The organism is Sediminicola luteus, assembly GCF_002514735.1.
In the GTDB taxonomy this organism is placed as follows: domain Bacteria; phylum Bacteroidota; class Bacteroidia; order Flavobacteriales; family Flavobacteriaceae; genus HQA918.
The window spans coordinates 940,197-965,200 of sequence record NZ_NBWU01000001.1 but is presented as its reverse complement, the minus strand read 5'-3'; the positions used below and the strand labels follow the sequence as shown (position 1 = coordinate 965,200).

Sequence of the window (25,004 nt, the reverse complement as noted above, 5' to 3'; positions counted from 1 at the left end):
GTGTGGTTTCTATCGTCAAAAGCGTGGCAAAATCCGTATTTTTAGCCACCCAAAAATCAACAGATGTTATCCTATATCCAAAAATCCCTAGAACTTCCTGAAAAAGCGATCGCCAATACGTTAAAGCTATTGGAAGAAGATGCTACCGTTCCATTTATTTCGCGTTACCGAAAGGAAATGACCGGTAATTTGGATGAGGTACAGATCCAAGCCATTGCCAATAAAATGAAGGAGTTCGAAGCTTTGGAGAAGCGAAAGGAAACCATCTGTAAGGCCATTGACGAACAAGGTCTACTAAATGAAGACTTACGCCAAAAAATAAAAGGCTGTATGGGCCTAGTACAGCTAGAAGATTTGTACCTACCCTACAAAAAGAAACGTAAGACCAAGGCCACAGTGGCCCGTGAAAAAGGCTTGGAACCCTTGGCCAAGATCCTAATGGCCCAAAGGCATACCGATGTTGAAATAGCCGCCCACGGATTTTTAAACGATGCCGTACCCAATGAAGACGAAGCCTTGGCCGGGGCCCGTGATATCGTGGCCGAATGGGTAAACGAAAACCAAAAAGTGCGTAACCAATTACGCAAGATTTACGGGCGCCAGGCACAAATGGTCAGCAAGGTGGTCGCTGCTAAAAAAGATAGTCCGGAAGCCCAAAAATACCAGCAGTACTTTGACTGGGAAGAAAATCTGTCGCGTTGCCCCTCACATAGGCTACTGGCCATGTTACGGGCCGAGAAAGAAGGCTATTGTAAATTAAAGGTACAAGTAGATGAAGATCGTGCCTTGGATACCATAGACGATATCATCATAAAAGGCCACAATAAAAGTACCGAAGACCAGTTGTTGCTGGCCAATAAAGATGCTTTTAAACGCTTATTGGCCTCAGCCTTGGCCAACGAAGTTTTAAAAGAGGCCAAACAAAAAGCCGACACCAAAGCTATTTCGGTGTTTTCAGAAAATTTAAGACAATTGCTTTTGGGCGCCCCACTGGGAACCAAACGTATCTTGGCTTTAGACCCTGGCTTTAAAAGTGGTTGTAAGTTGGTGTGTTTAGATGCCAACGGTGGGCTGGAGCACAACGAGACCATTTACCCGCATCCGCCCCAAAGGCAGTCGGCCCAAGCGGCAAAGAAGATCCGATCTTTGGTAAATGCCCATAAAATTGAGGCCATAGCCATTGGCAACGGTACGGCCTCCCGCGAAACCGAACAATTCATAAAGACGATTGGTTTTGATCGCGATCTGGAGGTTTTTGTGGTAAACGAAGCTGGGGCCTCGGTATATTCCGCCTCTAGCTTGGCCCGAAAGGAATTTCCCAATTACGATGTAACGGTAAGGGGAGCCATTTCCATTGGAAGGCGCCTGGCCGACCCATTGGCCGAATTGGTAAAGATCGATCCTAAAAGTATTGGGGTGGGCCAATACCAGCACGATGTAGACCAGACCCAACTTAAGGAAGAATTGGACCAGACCGTATCCAGTTGTGTAAACGCCGTGGGCATAAACCTAAATACGGCCAGTAGTCATTTATTGACCTATGTTTCGGGTATAGGCGCTACCTTGGCCCAAAATATCGTAGCTTATAGAAAAGAAAACAACGGCTTCTCTAGTCGCAAAGAATTGCTAAAAGTACCCAGGCTGGGAGCCAAGGCCTATGAACAAGCCGCCGGATTTATCCGGGTGAAAGGGGCCAAGAACCCGTTAGACGATTCGGCAGTACACCCAGAGCGCTACGATTTGGTAAATCGCATGGCCAAAGACCTTCAAATGCCATTGCAAGACCTAGTAGCCAATACAACCGCCATTAAACGTATAAACAAACAGCAATACCTTACCCAAGAAGTAGGGTTGCCTACCTTAAACGATATTTTAAAGGAACTGGAAAAGCCTGGATTAGACCCTCGGGAGAAGGCCAAGGTGTTTGCCTTCGATCCAAATCTAAAAACCATTGCCGACCTAAAGGTTGGTATGAAGGTACCCGGTTTGGTCAATAATATTACTGCCTTTGGTTGCTTTGTAGATATCGGTATCAAAGAAAGTGGCTTGATCCATATTTCTAAATTGAAGGCGGGATATGTTAGTGATGTTAACGAAGTGGTTAAATTAAACCAAACACTTCAAGTTACCGTATTGGCTGTCGATTTGGACCGGAAGCGTATTCAACTTTCCCTAGTGGATTGATAGGGTTTTTATATTTTGAAATGTTAATAAAATGCAGTTTTTACGGGTAAACCGTTAAAACTTGGTTAAAATAGGGGTAAACTTTTATCGGGACTTACAGGTTTGCTGTTAAAAATGGTCAAATTCAGTTATATTTTTACTAGCCTAATCCTGAGACCTAATGAAACGAGGACTATTCCTTTGCGTTTTGAGTATGCTATGTTGGCATGTGAATGCTGCCTTTGTGGTACGGGAAGTAGTTTTATCTGAATTACCCGAATACGTAATCCCAATACCCCAAGAGGGCGATACCCTTTCTGTGGATGCCTTAAAGGAGTCGGCCATGATCTATGCCGAATTGGGTGCCATTGAAAAAGCAGCCGACCTTACCGAAAAATACATCCAAAAAACGCATAATGCACAGATTTTACAGCAAGATGCGCTGGTGGCCCATCAGGAGAAAGAGCCTTTTAAGAAATTGAATGAGGCGTATACCCCAAAATTCGATGGATGGTCCCTTTTTTATCTTTATGCGGGTTTAATCGGGTTATTTATTGCCGTGGTATTGAACTTAAAACGCGAAGGCGATCGGGTGGCCCGGGTTTTAATCGGTGTTTTTCTATTTTTACATTCGTTGTTCATCATCCATATCTCACTATTTAGGGCCAAATACACATTTTATATTCCGCATTCCCTGTATAGTTCGGCCTCATTTTCCTTTTTGTATGGGCCTTTGTTGTATTTCTATTTTAAACGGATATCCTCCAACTATAAACTGAGAATCATAGATGCGTTGCATTTACTACCTTCTTTATTGTTGATTGCCTATTTGATACCTATTTATATGTACCCGGCCGAGCAAAAGTTGGCCATGATGTACCAAAGGGAGGCCCAGGTGGGTTGGTTGGATCACGCCATTGTGGTCTTAAAAACAGTTTCGCTGATTACCTATGCTTTCCTTTGCTATAAAATTTATACCCGGAATCGAAAAATTGGCCAAACCGGTATAAAGGCCATGATTTGGCAAAAGAACATAACCATTTTCAATGGGGTATATGTATTATCGTATATCATTTACGGGCTTATCATAACCCGTTTGGTAAATGCCGAATTTTTGGTGCACCCGCAGATCCTATCCATGGCGGTATTGGTATTGTATGTGGGTTATTCGGCTTACATTAATCCTAATGTTTTGGTTGGGGGCGAAAAGAAACCTGAACCTATAAAGAAATACAAAAAATCGGGCTTGGCAGAAAGCCTGTCCCAAGAGTTGGCCGATCGCATCCACTATATATTCGATCATGAGGAATATTTCCGGCATAACGATATTTCTTTGGAAAACCTTTCTGCCAAATTGGAATGTTCCCGACATCATACCTCTCAAGTTATAAACGCCCATTTTCAATGTAGTTTTTTTGAATTGGTAAACCGCTATCGTATTCAAGAGGCCAAGGATCAAATGGCCCAAGATGTGTATCGTAACCTTACCATAATAGAGATAGCTTACGGGGTAGGTTTCAACAATAAAGTGACCTTTAACAAAGCCTTTAAAAAAGATACGGGCCTTACTCCCTCGCAGTATATAGAGGCCATAACGCGAAACAGCGGTAAATTAGGGGTAAATACCCTTCGGCAAGGGTAATCTTTATAGGCGTTCCCGCCATTTTCATCCACTTACTTTTCTTTTACGTTGCATTTGTACCGACAAAGGCAGCAGGTTACTTCTGTACACACTCAAGTGATTCCTCTTGGTCAGAATCTCCATGTTCTTATTTGAATTAGCTATTGAAAAGAATAACTGCCTTTGTCTTTCAATGGTCCCTTATAGTGTAAGGGATCTAAATGCACCAAACTCAAATAATTGTTTAACTAAATCTTTTTTTATGAAAAAGTTAAAACAGCAGCTGCTGGTGCTCATGCTATGCTCCCTAGCTTGGGCCAGTGCACAGGAAAAGACCGTCTCGGGTACCGTGAGTGCCCAGACAGATGGTTTGCCCCTGCCCGGGGTCAACATCGTGGTCAAGAACACTACTAGAGGGGTACAGACCGATTTCGATGGAAACTATTCCATTCAAGTGAACCAAGGCGATGTATTGGTCTTTAGTTATATCGGTCTGCAGACCGAAGAACGTACCGTAGGTACTTCCAATACCATCAACCTACAAATGGTAGAGGGTTCCAATCAATTGGAAGAGGTTATCTTGGTGGGCTATGGTAGCCAGTCGAAGCGAAAGGTTACCGACAATATCGCCACGGTTAGCGCCGAAGACCTGAACCTGATCCCCACACCCAGTTTACAGAATGCCCTAACGGCCAAGGCGGCCGGGGTTCGGGTAACCCAATTAAACGGTAAGGTCGAAGGGGGTATTAAAGTTAGGGTTCGTGGTATTTCTACGGTGTCTTCGTCCCAAGAACCTTTATATGTGGTAGATGGTGTACCTATGACCAATGCCGATGAGTCTATTAACAATTCACCGATTAACCCTTTGATCTCGTTAAACCCTAACGATGTAGAGTCGATCCAGATTCTTAAAGATGCCTCTTCGGCTGCCATTTATGGGGCCCGGGGTAGTAATGGTGTCGTTTTGATTACCACCAAGCAAGGTAAGGAAGGTAAAACCAAGGTGTCATTGAACACCTCTTATGGTTGGAGTACGGCGACCAATAAAGTAGATTGGTTAAATGCGGCCGAATATGAAGAATTGTTCCTAGAGGCGGGGGCCAACTCTGGTTTTAGTGAGGCCGCCATTCGCGGCCAGTTCGATTTTTATAGGAACGGTCAGGAAAATGTCGATACCGATTGGCAAGATCTGGCCTTGGTAGATGGTAGTGTGCAAGATATTGGCGTATCGGCCTCTGGAGGTAATGCCAAAACCCGCTTTTTTATATCTACTGCCTATAACAAAACCGATGGTATCGTACGGGGCAACCGTTTGGAGCGCTATTCTTTGCGTACTAATGTGGATCACGATATTTCCGAAAAGTTCAAAATCGGGGTAAATGCAACGGTTTCGAAAAGTAAACTGGACCGGCTCTCTAACGATAATGCCTTTGCTACCCCTATGCAGGCTGTGGCCCAAGTACCTTTATCACCGGCTTATTTAGAAGATGGGGTTACCCCGAATACCGAGTCTACGGAGTATTATAACTTTTTAATGGAGCAGTACAATGGCGATTTCCAGACCAATATCTGGCGGGTTATTGCCAATACTTATCTGCAATATCAGATACTACCCGATTTAAATTTCCGAACCGAATTGGGTTATGACCTGAATAGTCAGATCGCCGAGCGTTTCTCGGGAAGTTTGACCGAATCTGCCTCTACGGGTGGCTTGGGTACGGCCAATAATGCAAATACCGAAAAGTATATTATTTCAAATTACTTTACTTACGATAAGAACCTGAACGATGCCTTAAACCTTAATGTAGTGGCAGGTATGAGTTTCGAGGAAAGTCGTAGACGCTTGCAATTGACCCAGGGAACTGGTTTCCCGTCCGACGATTTACAGACCTTGGCCTCAGCCGCTGAAATCGTAGCCGGAAGCTCTACCCGAACCGCCTTTAATTTCCTATCTTATTTCGGAAGGGCCAATTTCTCTATTGCCGATAAGTATTTGTTCAAGGCCAGTGTCCGTTACGATGGTTCTTCCCGATTTGGGGCCGAGAACCGATACGGTATATTCCCGGCCGCTGCCGTGGGATGGGTGTTAAGTGAGGAAGAGTTCTTGAACGAATCCGAAACCCTTTCCTTTTTAAAACTTCGGGGTAGTTGGGGTATTACGGGTAATGCCGGGATTGGCAATTTTGCCAGTTTAAGTCTGTTCCAGGGATCACCCTATAACCAAAAAGCGGCTTTGACCCCCACCCAATTGGGTAACCCCGAGCTGAAGTGGGAGCGTACCACCCAAATGGACGTAGGTATCGATTTCGGTTTCTTTAACCAGCGCATCAGTGGTGAGATCGATTACTTTATCAAGAACACCGACGATCTTTTGCTGAACGAACCCATACCCGGTACCAGTGGGTTTGGATCCATTACCAGAAACGTGGGTGAATTGCGCAACCAAGGTTTCGAATTCGTCTTGAACACCAAGAACATCATGACCGAAGACTTCCAGTGGACCTCCTCGTTTAACCTTTCTACTTTAGATAATGAGGTGACCAAGTTACCTGGGGGCGATATTATCGTTGGCCGTAACATCGTTCGTGAGGGTGAGACCATTTCCTCGTTCTATACGGTAGAATACGCCGGGGTGAACACAGAGACCGGCGATGCCATGTTCGTACGCAATACCTTGAATCCTGACGGTAGCCGTGATCGCAGCACTACCAGTAACTATGCCGAGGCGCAACGGGTAATCGTAGGTAGTCCGTATCCTGATTTTATGGCCGGTTTTACCAATACCATGAATTATAAGAACATCGACTTTGCTTTTACCTTCCAAGGCGAATGGGGGGCGAGCATATACAACCAAGGCGGTAGGTTCCAGTCTGGTAATGCCAGGTTCTTCGACAACCAAACGGCCGATCAATTGAACCGTTGGCAACAGCCGGGCGACGTAACTGATGTACCGCAGGCCCGTTTGTTCAGCACCAATGGCCAACAAGAATCGACGCGATATTTAGATGAATCGGATTTTATCAGACTTCGGAACCTCACTTTAGGGTATACCCTGCCCAACGACATTACTTCAAAGTTCAACGTAGATCGTTTACGCCTGTATTTCTCTGGCATCAATCTGCTCACCTTTACCGATTATAAGAGTTATGATCCAGAGGCAACGGCCGATTTTACTGCAGGTAGTGCCAGCCAGACCGTGAGTAACATCCAAGTGGGGGAGGAGTTCTATTCGGCCCCTCCGGCCAAGACCATATCCATAGGTGTAAACATTGACTTTTAATCCAGAAGACCATGAAGAATATAGTTAGATTTTTTAGCATGTTGCTTGCCTTGGTAATCCTAGGTAGTTGCGACGATAATTTAGATTTACAGCCCGAACAAAGTCTGTCCCCGGGAATCGTTCTTTCCAATGAGGCCAACCTACAGAATCTTTTGGTAGGTATTTACGATGAAGCGGCACACGGCAGCGTGGAGGCGGTACCCGACAACACTTGGGGTGGCGAAATATATACGGGCATGGAGTTGTATGCCAATGCCGGGGAGTTGATGTTCAATGGAACATTTGAAGAGCCGGCGGAATTCAATGAAAAAGCCTTGGCCACTACCAATGGTTGGGTAACCAACTTTTGGTTGAATGCCTATGAGGTAAGTAACCAGACCAATTTGGTTATCGAAAACCTAGGGGTGGTAGAAGATGAGGCCACCAAAAACCGTATGGAAGGAGAGGCCAAGTTTTTAAGGGCCTTGGTGTACTTCGATTTGGTACGCAGCTTTGGTCTGCCCTACGAAGCTGGTGGGGCCAATGGTCAAGAAGGGGTGCCCATTGTATTGACCGGTGTTACCGATGCGGCCCAGGTAGAGGCACCGTCTAGGAATACGGTAGCCGAAGTCTACGCCCAAGTAATTTCCGACCTGAATTCGGCCGTTTCTTTGTTACCGGAATCGAACGGGGAGTTTGCCGATCGCTATTCGGCCCAAGCCCTTTTGGCACGGGTGTACCTACAACAAGGTAATTATGCCGCGGCCCGTGATGCCGCCCATGCGGTACTGCAGAACAGTGGCCATAGCCTTGCCCCTGAATTCTCCGGTGCTTTTAACAATGCCGAAGATGGGGTAGAAGACCTGTTCGCCTGGCAGATAACCTCTCAAGATGGTACCAACGACTTTAACACCTATTGGGCCGGTAGTGCTTTTGGAGGCCGATCTGGTAATCCCGATGTGGCCATTACCGCGGCCCATATGGCCATTTACGACGATCCGGATAACGATGCCCGTGCGGCCTTCTTTTATGAGAACAATGGGGGTACGGCCACCACCAAATGGCAAAGTGAATTTGGTAATATCCCCTTTTTGAGGATTGGAGAAATGCACTTGATACGGGCCGAGGCCAATTTTAGGGAAGGTACCGCCTTAGGGTTATCGCCCGAAGCCGAGATCAATGCCCTACGCGGACGTTCTGGCGCGGTGGCGATCGCTGGGCTAAGCTTACAGGACATTTTGGACGAGCGGAAACGCGAACTGGCATTCGAAGGGCACAATTTACACGATCGAAAACGACTTCAGGAGAATATTGGCAGTTTGCCTTATAACGATCCGAGTTTGGTTATGCCCGTACCCCAACGCGAACGGGACGCCAACCCAAACCTAAGTCAGAATCCGGGTTATGCCCAGTAATTAAATTGAAGTTAAAATGGAGTTTATGCATCAATTGGATGGACCACTAAGGGATTAGGCAATAACCCATCCAGTGTCATCAAAAATATCCGGAACGGGGTCCCAAGCCCAGCAGCATTTCTGGATTATTTGAGTTGACGGTCAACAGCCGGGCTTTTGCCTGGCTGTTGCAATTTTGGGGTATAACCGCCTTACTCATAAAACAATTGCTGCAAGGCCCCTCGTACGTTCAAATTATATAACTCGCGGTGGCCTCTACTAGGGTAAACCCGGTTGGATAGAAAGATAAATACCAATTGGTTTTTTGGGTCGGCCCAAACGAAAGTACCCGTAAAACCAGCATGCCCGAAGCTTTCCGGACTAGCTTTTGGTGCCGGGTAGGCCTTGGCTATGCTTAAGGTGTCATTTCCGATCAAGGGCTTATCGAACCCGAGTCCCCTACGGTTTTCGTTTTCAGGGTATTGGATGCGGGTAAATTCCTTAAGGGTACTTTCTGCAATATATCGCTTACCCTTAGACTCGCCCATTTGCACATAGAGTTGCATGAGTTTGGCTAGGTCCGAGGCACTTCCGAACAATCCGGCATTGCCCGAAACCCCGCCTAACAAGGCTGCATTTTCGTCGTGTACCCATTCGTGGGTAAGATCATGACGGAATAGTGTATCGACCTCTGTGGGTACGATAGGGGCCTTGATTCCCTTGGATTTCGGATTGAAGCCAAAGGTCTCCATCCCCAATGGCCCATAGAACTCATGTTGCAGGTAAGCTTCGTAGTCACTACCGGTCAAGTTTTCTATGATTTCGGGGTAGAGTAGAAAAGTGAGGCCCGAATATTTGTATTTCTTTTCAACAGATACCTTGGATCGGTTAACCATACGGTACACCTTGTTTCGAAACTGGTTTTTGATATAGAGATCGGTATAAACCTGAACATACCCTTTTTTGGGCGTGGTCGAGAACCAACGTTTTTTGAGTGCCCCTTTACGCATGGCCTCGTTCAGGAAAATGATATAAGGGGTTAATCCGGCTTGGTGGGCCAATACCTCGCGAAAGGTCAGTTCTTTTTTATCCTTTCGTTTTTTCCAAGGTTTCCAGTAGTTGGAAAAAGGGGCATCCAAGTCCAGTTTGCCTTCGCCATGCAATTTCATCAGGGCCGGCAGCGGACCGGTAATTTTAGTGACCGATGCCAGATCATAGACATCATTACGACCCACCGGTACCAAGCTATCATAGGTATGGTAACCGTATGCTTTATGAAATATGGTTTTACCGTTTTTGACTACCAATAGATTGGCCCCGGGAAAGGCTTGGGCCTGGATCGAGGTTTGCATTATGGAGTCTACCGATTGGTATATTAGAACACTGTCCAGGCCAGCTTGTTGTAGGCTACCGTTAGGGGCAAATGTATTCGCTTGCCCTAATAAGGTACCTGTACAGCTAACGCTAAGCAAAAAGGCGCAGAAACTTGTCTTTATGGTAGTGAAATTAGCCATGGCTACGATAATAACCTTACAACATCTTTAGCGAAGTAAGAGGCAATAATATCGGCCCCGGCCCTTTTAAAGGCAATCAATTGCTCCAGCATTACGGCATCATGATCTAACCAGCCTTTTTCGGCAGCAGCCTTGAGCATGGCATATTCCCCGGAAACCTGATATACGGCTACGGGCACATCGACCTCGTTTTTTATTTCTCGTAGAATGTCCAAATAGGCCAATCCGGGTTTTACCATCACGATATCGGCCCCTTCGTCAATATCCATTTCCGTTTCTCGAATGGCCTCAAAACGGTTGGCAAAGTCCATTTGATAGGTTTTTTTGTCCTTGGGCACCTCTTGCATATCTACCGGGGCCGAATCGAGCGCATCGCGAAAGGGTCCATAGAACGAAGAAGCATATTTGGCGGAATAACTCATAATACCCGTATCGAAAAAGCCTTCGTCTTCCAAGGCTTCCCGCAAGCTAAGAATGCGGCCATCCATCATATCGGAGGGGGCCAGCACATCGGCCCCGGCCTGGGCGTGCGAAAGCCCCATTTCGGCCAACACTTCGGCCGTATCGTCGTTTACGATCTTACCATTTTGTACGATGCCGTCATGGCCATAAGACGAGTAGGGGTCTAGGGCCACATCGGTCATGACCAACATTTCGGGGCAAAATTCCTTTATGGTCTTAATGGCACGTTGCATCAAGCCCTCTGGGTTCAGGGCTTCCGTACCTTTGTTGTCCTTTAGGTTATCGGGTACCTTTACGAATAGCAAAACCGCCTTCAGCTCCATATTCCACAGCTCCACGATTTCCTTTTTCAGCATATCCAAGCTCAAGCGGTAATAGTTGGGCATAGACGGAATTTCTTCCTTAATACCCTGGCCTTCCACTACAAAAAGGGGTACTAAGAAATCGTTGGGGGTCAAATAGGTTTCGCGTACCAAGGCACGGATGCTTTCATTAGTACGTAAACGTCGGTTTCTACGAAGAGGAAACATATGTTATTGTTTGATGGGTAATACCTTGTCCATGAATTTATCGACCGCTTGGGTCACCTTTTTAGGGGCGGTAAAACGGTATCCTACAAAGAAAAGAAAATAAGTGTTACCGTCTTCGATCTTTACATCTTCCTGGCGGTCTTGGTAATTGTTCGTATTGGCGCTTAAGCGCATACCACCGAACCAATGATTGCCCGAAAACCCAAGGTGAAGATCAGAAGTGGTACTTAACATAGGTACGGTCTTTTTTTTCAGGGTGTTACCCGAACGTTCTTTGTCGTAGATCATCTTGGCCCCACCACCCAATCCCAGGCCTAATGAAGCGAACCATTTTTTTGAGATGACAAAGGTGTATTGATACCCACCACGGACAATAAAATCATGAAAATCGCGAATAGGATCGTCGTCTACCACTTCAGGGTCTTTATTATACCAACGGGTATATATGTATTGGAAGGAAGGGATAAAACTGCCAGCGCTTTTTATTTGGTCTTCGGCCTGGTTGGTCAGTGCCTTGAAAGAAAACTTTTTATAGTTATTCACATATACCGCCGTACTCGAAAATCGGGTAATTTCTAGATCGGGATACAATAAATAAGGGTCTTCACCCAATTGCCAATCGGATAGGAGGTCTCCGGTATTGGTTACATAGAATCCTTTGGTTTTGGTGTACTCAAAGTTGGTGATCACCTTAACCATATTCAAATTTAGGCGATAGGTAGTAAGGTCGGTATTACCTTTAAGTACATCATCGTTGTTTACGGGAATGGCACTTGGGGCAAACCCATAGGTAAATCCAATACCCCTGTAAAAAAAGGTAATAGCCGTTCTTAGGTTTTCGTTCGTGGCCAGGTTAAGGGTATTACCCGATTCGGTAATCTCGTACTCCTTAATATTCGTATCGAAACTGCCTTTGAAAACAACAGGATCTTCGTACCGGCGTATATATGTACTATCTGTTTTTTGGGGTCCTCGAATTTGCGCAGAAGCGGATGGTAACAACAGCAATGATACCACAGCGAACAGCCAAAAAGCTATAATGCGGTTAAAGTATGTGGGAAACGCTTTTGTAAACAACCAAATAGTGGATTAGAGGGTAAATTTACGGATAAGTTTTAGGGCAATACACGGTTTTAGGCTTTTTAAACCTTCCTTAACGCCCTGCTTTTCGTAAATTATAAGGCAAGGCTGTAACCTTTGGAACAAGGATGGCGTCATACCCTTGAAATGAACCAACTGCACGAACAAGACTGTATCGAAGCTGTATTGAAAGGCGACTCTAGGGCGTACGCGCCTTTGGTTACCCAATATCAAAGTATGGTATATGGTATAGGATTAAATGTATTGAAAGATGCTGCCCAAGCCGAAGATCTGGCTCAAGAGGTTTTTATTAAGGCCTATAAATCCTTGGGAAGCTTTGAAGGCAAATCCAAATTTTCGACCTGGTTGTACCGCATTGCCTATTATGCGGCTTTAGATGCCAAAAAGAAACGGGATAGGCGAGGGGTACAGGCCTGGGAAGAAGTTCATGAGAAAAAGATGGGCGAATCTCCGGCTTTGGAAGGCCATTGGGAGGAAGACCCCAAAAAAAGAATGATAAAAACGGCGATGGGATTATTACCGGCCGACCAAAAGACCATAATAGAGCTATTTTATTTTGAGGAATTATCTTTGAAGGAAATTGCCCAAGCCTTGGGTATGTCCGATAATAATGTGAAGGTAAAATTACACCGGGCGCGTAAGCGGCTGTATACGGCCCTAGAGGGGCAGAAGCAAACTTTAATTGCGGAGTAATGGATGTGCGTAAAGATGAAGAACTAAAAAAAATATTGGCCAATTTAGAGCGGCCCCAACCCAGCGACCAATTGTTGGGTAATATCATGGATGCCGTACATGAGCTACCCACACCAGTGGTAAGTCAACCTTTGATCGGTAAAAAAGGGTGGTGGTTAATCGCACTCTGTTTTGCGGCGGCCACCATAGGTCTGTTCTTTTTTAATCCGGCTGCAGTTGGATTGGAAATACCTCTAAATACCCCAAAGTTGGATTTATCGATGCCCCAGATCGACTGGAAAATGCCGTTCAACGGATCTAATACCTTATTGTATGCCGTGCTTTTTATGGGAATCTTCTTTGGCCTACAGATAAAGATGTTGAAAAAAGAGTTTTTATCTTCCCCCGAGCAAGGGCAATTTGCCTAAGGGTAGTTGGTCGATTTGCCGGGCTATTGTATTGATTTTTGTCATAAAATCGCCAAAACAGGGTGTCGTTCATCGAAAACTGAAAATTTAACATAGGCATAAAAACAATTTGTTGGTTTAAACCAACGTTATGCCTTATATTGTTGCCTACAAAATTATTTAGTAATACCCAAAAATTATCGTTGACGTGAACGCGCAAACCAAACCCCAGGAAGAGCAAGCCTATGTAGACCGATCTGATTTTTATAGTGGTCTCATGTTGCTGGCAAAGAAATTGTTCATGATCTAACCAACAGATCATCGTAAAGAAATATGGGCGGGTTTTCCGCCCTTTTTTTTGTTTTATAGGTTCCATTTAGCTTTTATGTACAAAGCTTCATTCCAATTCTGGGGCCTTCTCGCATTATCATAGATTTGTTATTGTAGCAACCTAGCCGTTCAGATAACCAAAACGCCATTTAAAGTGTAACAGAAGGTGTATCTTTGGGTATGGCATTACGTTTTTCACCTTGTACCGAAGCTGAATTAGATCTGTTGATTCGAATCGCAAAAGATACCTTTCACGCGGCCTTTGCCGATCAGAACGACCCTGCCGATTTTGCCAACTATATGAAAAGGGCCTTTGCCAAACCCACCCTTTTGGCCGAGTTGCAAGAGCCCAACAGTACTTTCTACTTTATTTATGAGCAAGAAATTTTGGTCGGCTATCTAAAATGTAATGTTGCTCCGGCCCAGACCGATCTTAACGATCCCGAATCTTTGGAACTGCAACGCATCTATATTTTACCCGAATTCCAAGGGAATGGCCATGGCACCGAAATCATGGCCTGGGTAAAGCAAATTGCTCGTGAAAAAGGCAAGATCAAATTATGGTTGGGCGTGTGGGAGGCCAACCTAAGGGCCATTGCCTTCTACGAACGCCATGGTTTTAAGAAGATTGGCGAACATCCGTATTTAATCGGTACCGACGAACAGATGGATTGGGTAATGCAGGTCCGTTTATAATACAAATCAGGAATAATTATCGGTAAAAGCTTTACATAGCCCGAAATTTAATCGGCTTGTAACCAGAATTTTGCATTTTTGGGACATGCGTATATTACTGCTATTGTTATTACTGAACTTTCCAGGTGAACGTCTCGAACCGGAAGAGCTGATTGGGAGACAGGTTTCGGAACTCTACGAATGGGGCTGGACCAGTACCCACGAAGAAGTGGGGTACTATAAGTTTAAACCTGCCGAAATGCGCTTTTGCGACCGATGGATTCGAGAATTGGAGGTGCGGACCAATGACCAGGGTACCATAACCGAAGTGTCGTTTCAGCTACGGGAGGTGGTACAACATAACTTATACCGGCGTATAGGTGAAAAATATGGAGAAGCCACCCATATGTCGGTTGCCGATGGTGCCACGGTTACCGGCCAGGTCGAGGTTCTTAATGATTCGACCCAGAATATATTTGCCAAACCCGATTTTAGTGCCAAAGATGTGGCCATAGAAGAGAAACCATTATTCCTCTCTTGGCGAAAAGAGGGGTATTCCCTCGAAGTATTGAACCAATATGTGGTGGGTACTTCTTTGTTCCAGTTTAAGAAACGTTAGTGAGCGGGTTACTTGAAAACTACTTTTTTAATTGCTCTAGAATAGGCTGCATAACCGTGCTATTCTTGTCGGTATCGGCGTACCTATCTCGTTGCCGTATCAATTCCTCCTTCATTTCTTTGATAATCTTGGCGTATTTCGGATTGGCAATGGCATTTTGTTCTTCCTTAGGGTCTTTTTTAAGGTCATAAAATTCCCAAGCGGGAGCAGTGGTACGAGAGTCACTGCCATGCATCTCTAAAGGTTGGCCGTAGAAATAAGCCATTTTATACCGTTTGTTACGAATACCAAAATGGGCTGGCCTATCTGGGTGATGCAACCAATAACGGAAATACATTTGCTGACGCCAGTCTTTTGGGGTCTTTCCCCTAAGGTTGTCCCTAAAACTGCGGCCTTGCATATAATCGGGCGTGTCTAGGCCTGCATAATCTGCCAACAGGGCGGCAAAGTCGATATTCAGGATAAAATCATCTAATCGTTTTCCAGATTTTACCTCTTTCGGATAGCGGATTACAAAAGGCATACGTAAGCTCTCTTCATAGATCAAGCGTTTATCGAAAAAGCCATGCTCGCCTAAAAAGTAACCTTGGTCGGCCGTATAGATTACGATCGTATTCTCGGCAAGCCCCTCAGCTTCGAGATAATCTAATAGACGCCCAATATTATCATCTATGGCTGCCCCACAACGAATAAAATCCTTCACCAGTTTTTGGTATATTTTTTTTCGCTTGGTTTCGGCATCCAGCCCGTCTAATGGATAGGGTAATCCGGGATAGGAGGTCCAGAACTTATCGGGGTTTTTAGTGGCTTCGTCCCAACGTTTCCCTAAGTTTTCCAAGGGCTGGCCGGGGAAGGTTCGGCCTGTGGTTTCTGCCCCTTGGTCGAGCAGCGATGCAGGTTCCGGGATTTCTACATCTTTCAAATAATCATTATACCGTTCAGGATATTCGAAGGGTTCATGGGTGGCCTTAAAACTACAGACCATAAAAAAGGGTTTATCGGTATCGCGTGCCTTTAAATGATCTAAGGTAAGGTCGGTAATGATATCGGTACTGAAACCTTGGTGTTTTATGCCTTCATTTTTGCCTATATAACCATCTTTCCAACCTTCCTTAACCTTAAAAGTGGGGTTCCAATACTTTCCTTGTCCCGGTAACACCTTAAAATAATCAAAACCTTCGGGTTGTTCAACCAAATGCCATTTGCCTATGATAGCGGTTTGGTAACCTGCTTGGCCCAAAGTTTTGGCTATATTCGGATGGCCTTTAGGCAAGGCCTCGCGTAAGGTATACACTTGGTTGAGGTGGCTATATTGCCCGGTAAGTATGGTCGCCCTACTGGGGCTACAGATAGAATTGGTACAAAAGGCATTTTCCAATAACGTACCTTCTTTTGCCAAACGTTCCAAGTTGTCGTTTTTCACATAATCGGCCAAGATGCCTCCATAAAGTCCCCAGGCCTGTGAGGTATGGTCATCGGAAAGAATAAATAGGATGTTGGGTCGTTCTTGTTTAGACTGCCCGAACAAAAGGTTTGCCGAAGCCAAGAGTACTAGACTAATGCGAATGATAGACATAGCTAAATTTTTGAAAAAGGTAGGCAAATTAACAGCTATTGAGGGCAAAAAGCGACGAAGGGCGGTTTTGGGGCGCTATTCGTTGTCAAATACGCCTAAGGTCTTAAGTAACTGCTCTTTATATTTTCTACCAATAGGTATTTTATAATTCCCCAGAAGTACATGGTTGTTTTTGACACCATCTATCTGTTTGTAATTTATCATAAAAGAACGATGAATTTGAAGGAAAGATTCAATAGGTAGTTTTTCTTTCCAATCCTTTAGATTACCTAAAAAAGCATATTTCTTAGAGGTGGTCTGCATGCTTACATAGTTGCGTTCCGAACTAACAACAAGCAAATCCTTAAAACGTATTTTGTGCAATTGCTTGTCTACATTTATAAAAATAGATTCTGGTGTTTCTTCTGAATTGACCTTGGGCTCTACGGTTTTTTTTGAGGTTCCTTCAGCGCGGTTTATGGCCTTTAAAAAGCGTTCAAAAGAGAAGGGTTTTACCAAATAATCGATAATCATATCCATATCATAACTTGCCACGGCATATTGGGGGTAGGCGGTGGTCATGATCACCTTCGGTGGGTTATTCAGAGTTTTCAAATAATCCATTCCGGAAATGTTAGGTAATTCTATATCCAGGAAAAGCAAATCCGTTTGTCCGGTTTTTAATTGGGAATGGGCGTCCAAGGCCGATTGATAACAACCCAAAAGTTCCATTTCGGGTAAACGGGCCAAATAATTGCGCAACACCCCTTGTGCCGGAAGCTCGTCTTCGATAATCATACATTTCATAGGAAGATGTTGTTTGTTGGCCTTCTTTGGCGTTATTGGAGTTTTACGCTCAAATTGATTTCAAAATAAGCATTTTCAACGATTTCCAAACTATGGGCATTCGGATAAATAAGTTCTAGGCGTTTTCTAAGGTTTTTAAGTCCTGTGCCGGTTCCCTTTGTAGCCGAAGGTGCTTCCTTTATTTTATTTCTACATTTTAAAACCAATCGGTTTCCATGTAAATCTATGTGGATTAGAATACTGGTATGGGGCGCAGCATGTTTAAAAGCGTTTTCTACAGGGGCGATTAACAATAGGGGTGCAATTTTAAAGGCATTGGAAGCTATGGTAGTAGTATAGTCAATGGCAATAATGTTCTCGGTACGAATGCGTTGAAAAGCAATATAATTATCGAGATAGGCCATTTCATGATCTAAGGGTACCCAGGGCTCCGTACTGCCATAGATCATATGTTTCAGATTATCGGACAATTTAAGGATCAATGGGGCCACATCTTGGGGTTTTTCCAAGGCGTAGGCATAAACCGTATTTAGATTGTTGAACAAGACATGCGGATCCAATTGCGATTTCAATAGCTGTAGTTCCATGGCCGTATGTTCTTGTCGTACCTGCTTTAGGGTCTCTTGTTGTTGCCAATAACGCTCTAATATCCATAGGAATGAAAAAAACACCAATGGGAATAAAGTTTGCCAAAGGTAATCTGAAAGGCATTTTAAAATGGTGCAGCCGCATTGGGCGAAAAATTGACAATACGCCTGAGTGGCGAAGAAAGCAATACCCCCAAAAAGCAGGGCATAGGGGAAATACAGTTTACGTTGTACAAAATAGGGTAACAGAAAGTGGTTGTTGGCATATACGATAGCCACCAAAATTACCAGATAGTGTAAAAACGGATTGGCACGCCAATAAAAATCCGAGAAAACGAAAAGTGAAATAAAGACGAATAGGGCCCAGAACAAGCAATGGATAAGGATTTGGCTAAATAAGGCACTGCGAAGGGGCATATTCGATTATTTGCGAAAAGGTACCAAAAATAAGGCCTATCTGGCTGCATTTGGGTACGAAACGCTGTTAAGACGGTTCCAACAGCCTCAATAAGGTGATCTATGGTTTTATCCCGCTAGCTAATGTTTAGGTCCCTTTTTAGTGGTAATCGATACCCTGTTGCCATGTGGGTTTCCTTAGCTGGTGTAGGTTTAAGCAAAAACTAGAGCCATGCGAAATCTTTGTATACTGTGTTGTTTGTTATTGTCCGCTTTTTCGATTAAGGCACAAAACCGATTGGAAACCGATGCTAAGGGACGGACATTGTTATTAGGAAAGTTTGATGAATCTATTCTAGAGCATGGGGCATTTGCCCAGTGGTATGTTCCCTATAAATCCAATTATAAACCCAAACCAGCGGTAATGACCAACCTGAAACCCATGATCAAAGGCAGACGATTCGAATTGTTTATGGGAACTTGGTGTGGCGACAGTAAACGGGGCGTGCCCCAGCTATTAAAAGTGTTTGAAGGTTTGGAAGTATCCGATGACCAACTGGAAATGATAGCAGTCGACTATAGGGGAAATATGTATAAAAAAAGTCCTGGTAAAGAAGAAGTCGGGAAAAACATTACACGGGTACCTACCTTAATAATTTATGAAGGGGAAACGGAAATTGGGCGTATAATTGAAAGGCCCCATAAGAATTGGGAAGCCGATATGTTGGCCCTATTAAGTAAGAAAGGAAACCTATAACAAGCATAGGTTTGTAATGTTTTAATGGAGCGACGGACTAAGATCGTATTCCAATTGACACCTATGACAAGCAAAGATGTATTAGCCACCGAATTCCAAGAATATTACCAACGTTATATTGACTTGGTGCCGAATTCCCTCGATTTAGAAATGGCCCTAAGTGTAGGCGCTGAGGAGATACTGGCTTTTTTTAAGGCCATTCCTATGGATACATGGGATTATGCCTATGCCGAAGGCAAATGGACGGTTAAGGAGGTGTTACAACATATCGTAGACACTGAACGGGTGTTTGCCTATCGTATGTTTCGAATCGGGCGTCACGATCATACCCCTTTGCCCGGATTTGACCAAGATGTTTTTGTAAAACCTTCGCGAGCCAACGATAAATCGCCCGAAGATTTGTTAAAAGCCTATTTAGTGACGCGGGGGTATACCCAATCTATACTAGACGAGTTTTCGGAGACCGACCTAACTTTTATTGGTACGGCTAGTGATGGACATTTATCGGCCCGGGCAGCCGCCTTCATTATTTTGGGCCATGAACGTTGGCATTTAAAGATATTACGCGAACGTTACTTCTAGATCAGTCCAACATTCGTGACAAATCGGCTTCGGCGGCCATATAGGCAAATGCTGTCCAATGGTCTTGGGCTACGATTTGTTTTAAGGCTGCTTTACTTTTGGTTATATCGCCTTGAAAATAAAGGGCGTTGGCATAAGCGTATTTTGTGGCAGCATTGGCCTTTTCGGGATTTAGTTGTTTCTGGGTCAAAACACCTTTAAAGAACAACAAATTCTTGTGATACGCCGTATTTTCAATGATTTCTTGGTCGGTATTTATGGAAAACAAAATTTCTTTGGCGGCTTCGTTTTTGTCCAAACGTTTTTTGATTAAGTACAACCAATTGATGTACGCCACCCGCATATCGTCGTTTGTCGAAATGGCCAAGCCATGGGAAAAAGCCTTTTCCGCAGCCTGCATTTCGTTTTTTAGATAGTGGGCCACCCCTTTATGGTAGTATAGGTTGGTGTGTAAAGATGAAACCGGGATATTCGCATCATTGGGGATTCCGTCGGGCTCGATGACATCATCGGTCCCTTGAATAAGGGTAATGCCTTTATCGAAATCGGCCAGGGCGTAATCGTATTGCCTTAAGGTGATATAGCGATGTCCTCTATGTCTATAAAAACGGGCATCGTCCGGAAATTCAGCCACCCCTTTCGAAAACAAGGTAATGGCCTTGGCATAATCGCCCAAATAGCCCATGCGACGGCCTAACCAGATCAAGTTATCGGCAGAAGGATCTTTTTCGTAACGGGCCTCTGCTTGGCGGTAGTTTAAAATTTTGGTGGAATCTTCGACTTTATCCAAATCCGGACTCACCAAAGGTAAACCCAACAGGGAACTACCTTGTAGGGCTTTAATTTTCGGAAGGGGTTCAGGGACTACCTTTTTGCTTTTACAACTGGCCATAGCCGCCAATGCCAACAGAACAAGTATTGATTTTTTCATAGGTTTTCATAGTGACCGGGACCACCGAAAGTAACCAAAAGCCTGTTTTCATTCAAAGAATTGGGATAAGGGGACAGATAGATCCGTTAGGTGGGAGTATGGGTCCTGGGATCAGTGTTCATTGTTCTGAAATTCAGTACCACGTCACCTCGATCTTAGGGAGGCCTCACAACCAACTCAACGATTAAACGATTTAACCTCTTTACTGGCTAGCCCTCACCACCCCCCCCCCCCCCCCCCCCCCCCCGAAATGTTTGGGGACAGGCCAAACCTCTCCCACAGGAGAGGAAGCAAAGTATGTTTTCGTTCAATTTTGACTATAAAAACATCCAATTAAACAACTAAACGACTCCACAACTCCACTACTAAACAGTTTTACCAAAAGGTTTATTCAAACACCAATTGGGCCACCGATATCTTTTGATCGGCCACAAAATCGTAGAGCGTAAGCCTGCGTAATAGGTAATAGTCCGACCAGAATTTTTCCAAGGAGTTCAGGTAATCGATTATGGCCCTATCTTTTTCTTGTTGGGCCAAGTTGAGGTCGGTAATGGAAATCTTTCCCAAAACATAGCGTTTCATACTGATTTCGTATCGTTTTAGGGCCACTTCCTTTGCTTTTTGGGCGGTCTGTAAAAACTCACGTTGGTTAGACCAGTTCAGGGTATGCAGATAAATCTCTTGTTCAAAGGCCTGTTTGTCTTGTTCGATTTCGGTATCGGTAAGTTCGAGGTTGGCCTCGGCCATTTTTCGTTTCGATTTGTTTACGCCCCAATCAAAAACGGGTACCCGAAGACTGACCCGTACGTTCTGTTGCTGGTCGTAGTCTTGGTAAAGGGTCTCGAACTCGTCCGATTGGCCATTAAGCCCGAAATTCGCTTGCATCTGAAGGCTTACCCCATTGCGACCCCGTACTTCGGCCAAGTTTTGTTCCATTTCCAAGCGTCTTCTTCTAAATTCGATGACATCTTTCCGGTTGCTTTGGGCCTCTTCCAAGGCCTTGTCTACACTAATGCTAAAATCACCTAAGGTGGCAGGTGTTGAAAGGGAAAAATCTTCTGAATCGAGTTTTAAAAAACGTGCCAGATCTTGGGAAGCCTTTTTAAAAGCTATGGTTTGGGTGGTAACGGCATTTTTCGAATTCAAATGTCTAAGTTCCATTTGTAAGAGATCGTTTTCCGCGATTTTCCCGATACGATAACGACCTTTTGAAATCTGTAACAGCGTGTCTTGGTTCGAGAGGTTTCGCTTGGCGATTTCCAATTGTTCCTGGGCCTTCAGCAAACTAAAATAGCGGGCACAGGTTTGAAGTGAAATATCCTCCATACGTTCAATAAACTCCCGTTTGGACTCTTCATACAACAATGGCTCTATTTTTTTATCCCATTTAAACGGATTATAGAATAAAGAGTTTTGAAAATAGTTGATGGAAAAGGGTACTACCGAATAACTACTCGATTTGTCGTCGCCAAAACGGTCGATGCGCTGCAATTGCGAATTTACCGAAAAGATACCACCGGTATAGGGCACTTGTTGCTGTAACCCGAGTCCGGCCGACATTAACGACTGGTTTTGTTTTACGAAAATATCTTGCCCCTGATCGTTGGTGATCCGGTTTACCGAGTTGGTGTAGGTAGGATCGAAACTAAAGTCGAGTTGGGGCAAAAAGGAAGCTTTGTAGCTTCTATAACGCCAATAACTAGCCTGCGCCCTATTCTTTACCGCTTGGTAGGCCGGAGAGTTCTCTTGGGCTTTTTTTATGGCTTGCGAAAGCTGGATGTTATGGGTTTGCGCGACAAGGCCATAAGTGGTAAAAACCAATAGGTATATTAGTGTTTTTTTCATTTTCTTAGTCATTAGGTGGGTTAGCTTATTCTTGTCGTATGGCCTCAATAGGTCGTTTTCTAGCCGCCGAACGTGCCGGGAAAACCCCAAAGGCCAGTCCGACCAAGGTGGCCACGAAAAAAGAGAGTAGTATAGAGCCCATAGATAAAATGGTCTCTATATTGGTGAGTTTCTCCAAGGCATAAGAGGCTACAATACCCAATACCACTCCTATAATACCACCCCCTAAACTAATAAGAATGGATTCGGACAAGAACTGCCAGATGACATCTTCACGGGTGGCCCCTAGGGCACGGATGATACCGATTTCCTTGGTGCGTTCTAGAACGGAAGCCAGCATAATGTTCATAATGCCAATACCGCCGATCAATAGCGAAATACCGGCAATAATGCTCAGTACTATATTAAAGATCTGTTTGGTTTTTTGTTGTTGCTTAAGTAGGTTAATGGGTATCGATATCTCAAAATCGAGCACATCGTTATGCCTCCGTTTAAGCATACGGCTTACCACTTCGGCCGTAGCCTTTAGTTCGTTCGAGTTATTAACCTGAATGGTCAGTTTGTCTATTTGGTGGTAGTTGCCTCTCGGAATTCGTTTTTTAGGGCCACTACCGCCTCCCATTACGATAAAGCCCCCGCTAAAGTCCATACGTTTGTCGTGGAGAATCTTTCGGTCTTGATAGCGCACCAAAAAGGTCTTTATGGGAATATAGATATCTTGGTTCAAATCGCGAATGCCAAGATCTTCTTGAGCCTTTTCAGAGATCAATTTTTCTTCGATCACCCCAACCACTTGTAACCAGACATCTTTTACCTTAATGCGCTTGCCTAAGGCACTTTCCCCGGTAAACAGTTTTTTTTCGACCTTTTCGCCAATAATACATACGGGCATAGCATGGGTTATCTGGGCCTCGGTAAACATTTTTCCCCTTCCCAGATGGATATTGGCGGTTTCAAAATAGGCATTGCTGATACCGATCAGTTTTACCGAATATTGTTTCCCTTTATTAATTACATGGGTCTCTTGTATAATTTCCGGACTGGTACGTTTAATGGTAGGAATGTTTTCTTCTAAGCTGGCCACATCGAGCATATCCAAACCTTTGGAAAAGCGTCGAGCCTCGGCCACACCTTCGCCTGAGCCCGAATCGCTTTGCTCGGTGTTTTGGTCTTCTTCCTTATCCGGGATGGGCGTAACCACGATATTGTTCACACCAACCAATTCCAATTGCGATAGAATTTCTTTTTCGGCCCCGTTACCTATGGCCAACATGGTTATTACGGCGGCCACGCCAAAAATGATTCCCAAGGCGGTAAGAAAGGTACGTACCTTATTGATGGCAATTACACGAAGGGCCTCCCCAAAATTAGAGCGGACCTTTTCTAAAAAGATCGCATCCATTATTTAAGGGGTTCTATATTTTTATCTTCAAGACCTTGGGGTTTGCTCAAGAAAACCACATCGTCTTCAGCTACCCCTTGGGTAATGATAACCTCGTTTAGATTGGAATTGCCCAATGCTACTTCTTGTTTTTTGGTAGAAAAGCCCGACTTAACATACACATAGCTGGTAGAGTCTTGCTTAAAGATAGCTTCTAAGGGCACTACGAGTACATCGGTTTCTTTATCGATGAGGATCCGGTTGGAAGTAGTCATGCCCGGCCTAATATTATCGTTTGATTCCTTCAGTTTCACCAATACCTGAAATAGATTGATATCGGAACCCCTCTTTTTTTCACCAACATTGGCCACGGAGGTAACCGTACCGGTGATGGATACATCGGGGAAGGCATCGAAACCAATAGTAACTTCTTGGTCTTTTTTTATCATACGGATATCTACCTCGTTGGCATAGGTCTTAGATTCCATTTTGGTTAGATCGGGCAGGGTAGCCAAAGTGGGGTCCCAGGGGCTAATCTCGGTGCCAACGGTACGTTTACTACCATCCCAATTTTTGGCATAGGTGACCATTCCGGTCGCATTAGAAAAAATGGTGAACGATTTTTGTAGGCTGTGCAGTTCTTCCAAGCGTTTATTTATCTTGGAAACTTCGGTTCCTACCTCGGCCATTTTGGCAATGGCTTTACGTCTTTTAATATAGTAGTCTTCTTTTTTTTCTTTTAGATCACGCTCGGCACGTTCGATTTTGATTTCGAGTTGTTTAATGGTCGAAGGCGGTTCGTAAATAGAGCGTTCCAACTCCAATTTGTCCTCGGCCAGGGTAAATTCAAGATCTTTTATGGCGGTACGCTCTTGTTTCAAAGTTAGCGTGGTATCCAATTGTTCTTGGGTAAATTTCGATTGGGCCTTTTCTAGGTTCAATTGGGCATCGATGATCTGACCATTTAAACCGGAAGGATCCAACTTACCCACATAGTCGCCTTCCTTAACGACGGTGCCTTCAGGAATAAGATCTTGGATTTTTACACGATTGAGTCCGAATTTGCGTATTTCACTGGGTCCGTTGATTTTTTTGAGGCTGGTAGACTGGGCTTCCCCAGAAATTACCACTTCGTTCAAAAACTCACCTTTACGTACCTTGACGGTAATATCGGTATCGGCTTCGGAATCATCGGAAAAGAAAACGGAGTACAAAACAAAGAGCGCAACCAGTCCCAAGGCTGCATACAAGAGGACCTTTTTGTTTTTCATAATGTTAGGTTGGTTATTGGATTAGGATTGCTGTTCAAATGTAATCATTGAAAGCCCGCAAACATTGGGCCAATTGTTATTGTTTTCACAATTGTTTTACGGTATATCTAAAAAAAACACTAAAGCTGTGATATATCTTTGTGAA

General features: G+C 44.3%; 20 protein-coding genes. 10 read left to right on the top strand and 10 right to left on the bottom strand.

The annotated features are described in order from the left end of the window. Positions 1 to 63 precede the first annotated feature (63 nt). The 4 genes from B7P33_RS10835 to B7P33_RS10820 all read left to right on the top strand — a co-directional run bounded on the left by B7P33_RS10835 (position 64) and on the right by B7P33_RS10820 (position 8,458). Positions 64 to 2,184, top strand: coding sequence for a Tex family protein (locus B7P33_RS10835; protein ID WP_097441980.1), 2,121 nt, complete (start codon positions 64 to 66; stop codon positions 2,182 to 2,184). Positions 2,185 to 2,344: 160 nt separating this feature from the next. Beyond that, on the top strand, positions 2,345 to 3,805 hold the full coding sequence (locus tag B7P33_RS10830; protein ID WP_097441979.1) for a helix-turn-helix domain-containing protein: 1,461 nt from the start codon (positions 2,345 to 2,347) through the stop codon (positions 3,803 to 3,805). Positions 3,806 to 4,046: 241 nt separating this feature from the next. Beyond that, positions 4,047 to 7,064, top strand: a complete 3,018-nt coding sequence (locus tag B7P33_RS10825) for a SusC/RagA family TonB-linked outer membrane protein (protein ID WP_097441978.1) — start codon at positions 4,047 to 4,049, stop codon at positions 7,062 to 7,064. An 11-nt stretch (positions 7,065 to 7,075) separates the two neighbouring features. Continuing rightward, positions 7,076 to 8,458, top strand: coding sequence for a RagB/SusD family nutrient uptake outer membrane protein (locus B7P33_RS10820; protein ID WP_097441977.1), 1,383 nt, complete (start codon positions 7,076 to 7,078; stop codon positions 8,456 to 8,458). 191 nt (positions 8,459 to 8,649) lie between these two features. On the opposite strand, the gene B7P33_RS10815 is transcribed toward B7P33_RS10820, so the two are convergent. The 3 genes from B7P33_RS10815 to B7P33_RS10805 are packed head-to-tail and all read right to left on the bottom strand — an operon-like array spanning position 8,650 to position 12,020. Then, positions 8,650 to 9,951 (bottom strand): serine hydrolase domain-containing protein, encoded by a 1,302-nt coding sequence (locus tag B7P33_RS10815; protein ID WP_097441976.1) that lies wholly within the window; start codon positions 9,949 to 9,951, stop codon positions 8,650 to 8,652. 2 nt (positions 9,952 to 9,953) lie between these two features. Further along, entirely contained in the window at positions 9,954 to 10,943 is a 990-nt protein-coding gene (hemB, locus tag B7P33_RS10810; protein ID WP_097441975.1) for a porphobilinogen synthase, read from the bottom strand. Positions 10,944 to 10,946: 3 nt separating this feature from the next. Further along, positions 10,947 to 12,020, bottom strand: a complete 1,074-nt coding sequence (locus B7P33_RS10805; RefSeq protein ID WP_172435921.1) for a DUF4421 family protein — start codon at positions 12,018 to 12,020, stop codon at positions 10,947 to 10,949. 150 nt (positions 12,021 to 12,170) lie between these two features. On the opposite strand from B7P33_RS10805, the gene B7P33_RS10800 reads away from it, so the two are divergent. From B7P33_RS10800 to B7P33_RS10785, 4 genes are all read left to right on the top strand, one after another. Then, positions 12,171 to 12,737, top strand: coding sequence for an RNA polymerase sigma factor (locus B7P33_RS10800; protein ID WP_097441973.1), 567 nt, complete (start codon positions 12,171 to 12,173; stop codon positions 12,735 to 12,737). Next, positions 12,737 to 13,144: a hypothetical protein gene (locus B7P33_RS10795; RefSeq protein WP_097441972.1), complete on the top strand. Its 408-nt coding sequence runs from the start codon at positions 12,737 to 12,739 to the stop codon at positions 13,142 to 13,144. The genes B7P33_RS10800 and B7P33_RS10795 overlap by 1 nt, the downstream gene beginning before the upstream one ends. A gap of 489 nt (positions 13,145 to 13,633) precedes the next feature. Continuing rightward, positions 13,634 to 14,149 carry a GNAT family N-acetyltransferase gene (locus B7P33_RS10790; protein ID WP_097441971.1) on the top strand — a complete coding sequence of 172 codons (516 nt, stop codon included), beginning with the start codon at positions 13,634 to 13,636 and terminating at the stop codon, positions 14,147 to 14,149. Positions 14,150 to 14,234: 85 nt separating this feature from the next. After that, complete coding sequence (locus B7P33_RS10785; protein ID WP_097441970.1) at positions 14,235 to 14,747, top strand: hypothetical protein; 513 nt, start codon at positions 14,235 to 14,237, stop codon at positions 14,745 to 14,747. Positions 14,748 to 14,766: 19 nt separating this feature from the next. Here the strand turns inward: B7P33_RS10785 and B7P33_RS10780 are convergent, their stop codons facing one another. The 3 genes from B7P33_RS10780 to B7P33_RS10770 form a co-directional block, all read right to left on the bottom strand. Beyond that, positions 14,767 to 16,323 carry a sulfatase family protein gene (locus tag B7P33_RS10780; RefSeq protein ID WP_097442315.1) on the bottom strand — a complete coding sequence of 519 codons (1,557 nt, stop codon included), beginning with the start codon at positions 16,321 to 16,323 and terminating at the stop codon, positions 14,767 to 14,769. Positions 16,324 to 16,398: 75 nt separating this feature from the next. Beyond that, positions 16,399 to 17,109, bottom strand: coding sequence for a LytR/AlgR family response regulator transcription factor (locus B7P33_RS10775; protein WP_097441969.1), 711 nt, complete (start codon positions 17,107 to 17,109; stop codon positions 16,399 to 16,401). 32 nt (positions 17,110 to 17,141) lie between these two features. Further along, positions 17,142 to 18,113: a sensor histidine kinase gene (locus B7P33_RS10770; protein WP_097441968.1), complete on the bottom strand. Its 972-nt coding sequence runs from the start codon at positions 18,111 to 18,113 to the stop codon at positions 17,142 to 17,144. A gap of 211 nt (positions 18,114 to 18,324) precedes the next feature. Here B7P33_RS10770 and B7P33_RS10765 point away from each other — a divergent pair, with 211 nt between their 5' ends. Both B7P33_RS10765 and B7P33_RS10760 read left to right on the top strand, forming a co-directional pair. Beyond that, positions 18,325 to 18,849, top strand: coding sequence for a thioredoxin family protein (locus B7P33_RS10765; RefSeq protein WP_141402451.1), 525 nt, complete (start codon positions 18,325 to 18,327; stop codon positions 18,847 to 18,849). Positions 18,850 to 18,912: 63 nt separating this feature from the next. Next, positions 18,913 to 19,431 carry a DinB family protein gene (locus B7P33_RS10760; protein ID WP_097441966.1) on the top strand — a complete coding sequence of 173 codons (519 nt, stop codon included), beginning with the start codon at positions 18,913 to 18,915 and terminating at the stop codon, positions 19,429 to 19,431. A 1-nt stretch (position 19,432) separates the two neighbouring features. Here the strand turns inward: B7P33_RS10760 and B7P33_RS10755 are convergent, their stop codons facing one another. From B7P33_RS10755 to B7P33_RS10740, 4 genes are all read right to left on the bottom strand, one after another. After that, the gene (locus tag B7P33_RS10755) at positions 19,433 to 20,362 is read right to left on the bottom strand and encodes a tetratricopeptide repeat protein (RefSeq protein ID WP_097441965.1); all 930 of its coding nucleotides are present in this window, start codon (positions 20,360 to 20,362) and stop codon (positions 19,433 to 19,435) included. 387 nt (positions 20,363 to 20,749) lie between these two features. After that, positions 20,750 to 22,207, bottom strand: a complete 1,458-nt coding sequence (locus B7P33_RS10750) for a TolC family protein (RefSeq protein ID WP_097442314.1) — start codon at positions 22,205 to 22,207, stop codon at positions 20,750 to 20,752. 25 nt (positions 22,208 to 22,232) lie between these two features. Continuing rightward, entirely contained in the window at positions 22,233 to 23,609 is a 1,377-nt protein-coding gene (locus tag B7P33_RS10745; RefSeq protein WP_245871752.1) for an ABC transporter permease, read from the bottom strand. Further along, positions 23,609 to 24,859 (bottom strand): efflux RND transporter periplasmic adaptor subunit, encoded by a 1,251-nt coding sequence (locus tag B7P33_RS10740; RefSeq protein WP_097441963.1) that lies wholly within the window; start codon positions 24,857 to 24,859, stop codon positions 23,609 to 23,611. Before B7P33_RS10740 ends, B7P33_RS10745 begins: the two co-directional genes overlap by 1 nt. Positions 24,860 to 25,004 lie beyond the last annotated feature (145 nt).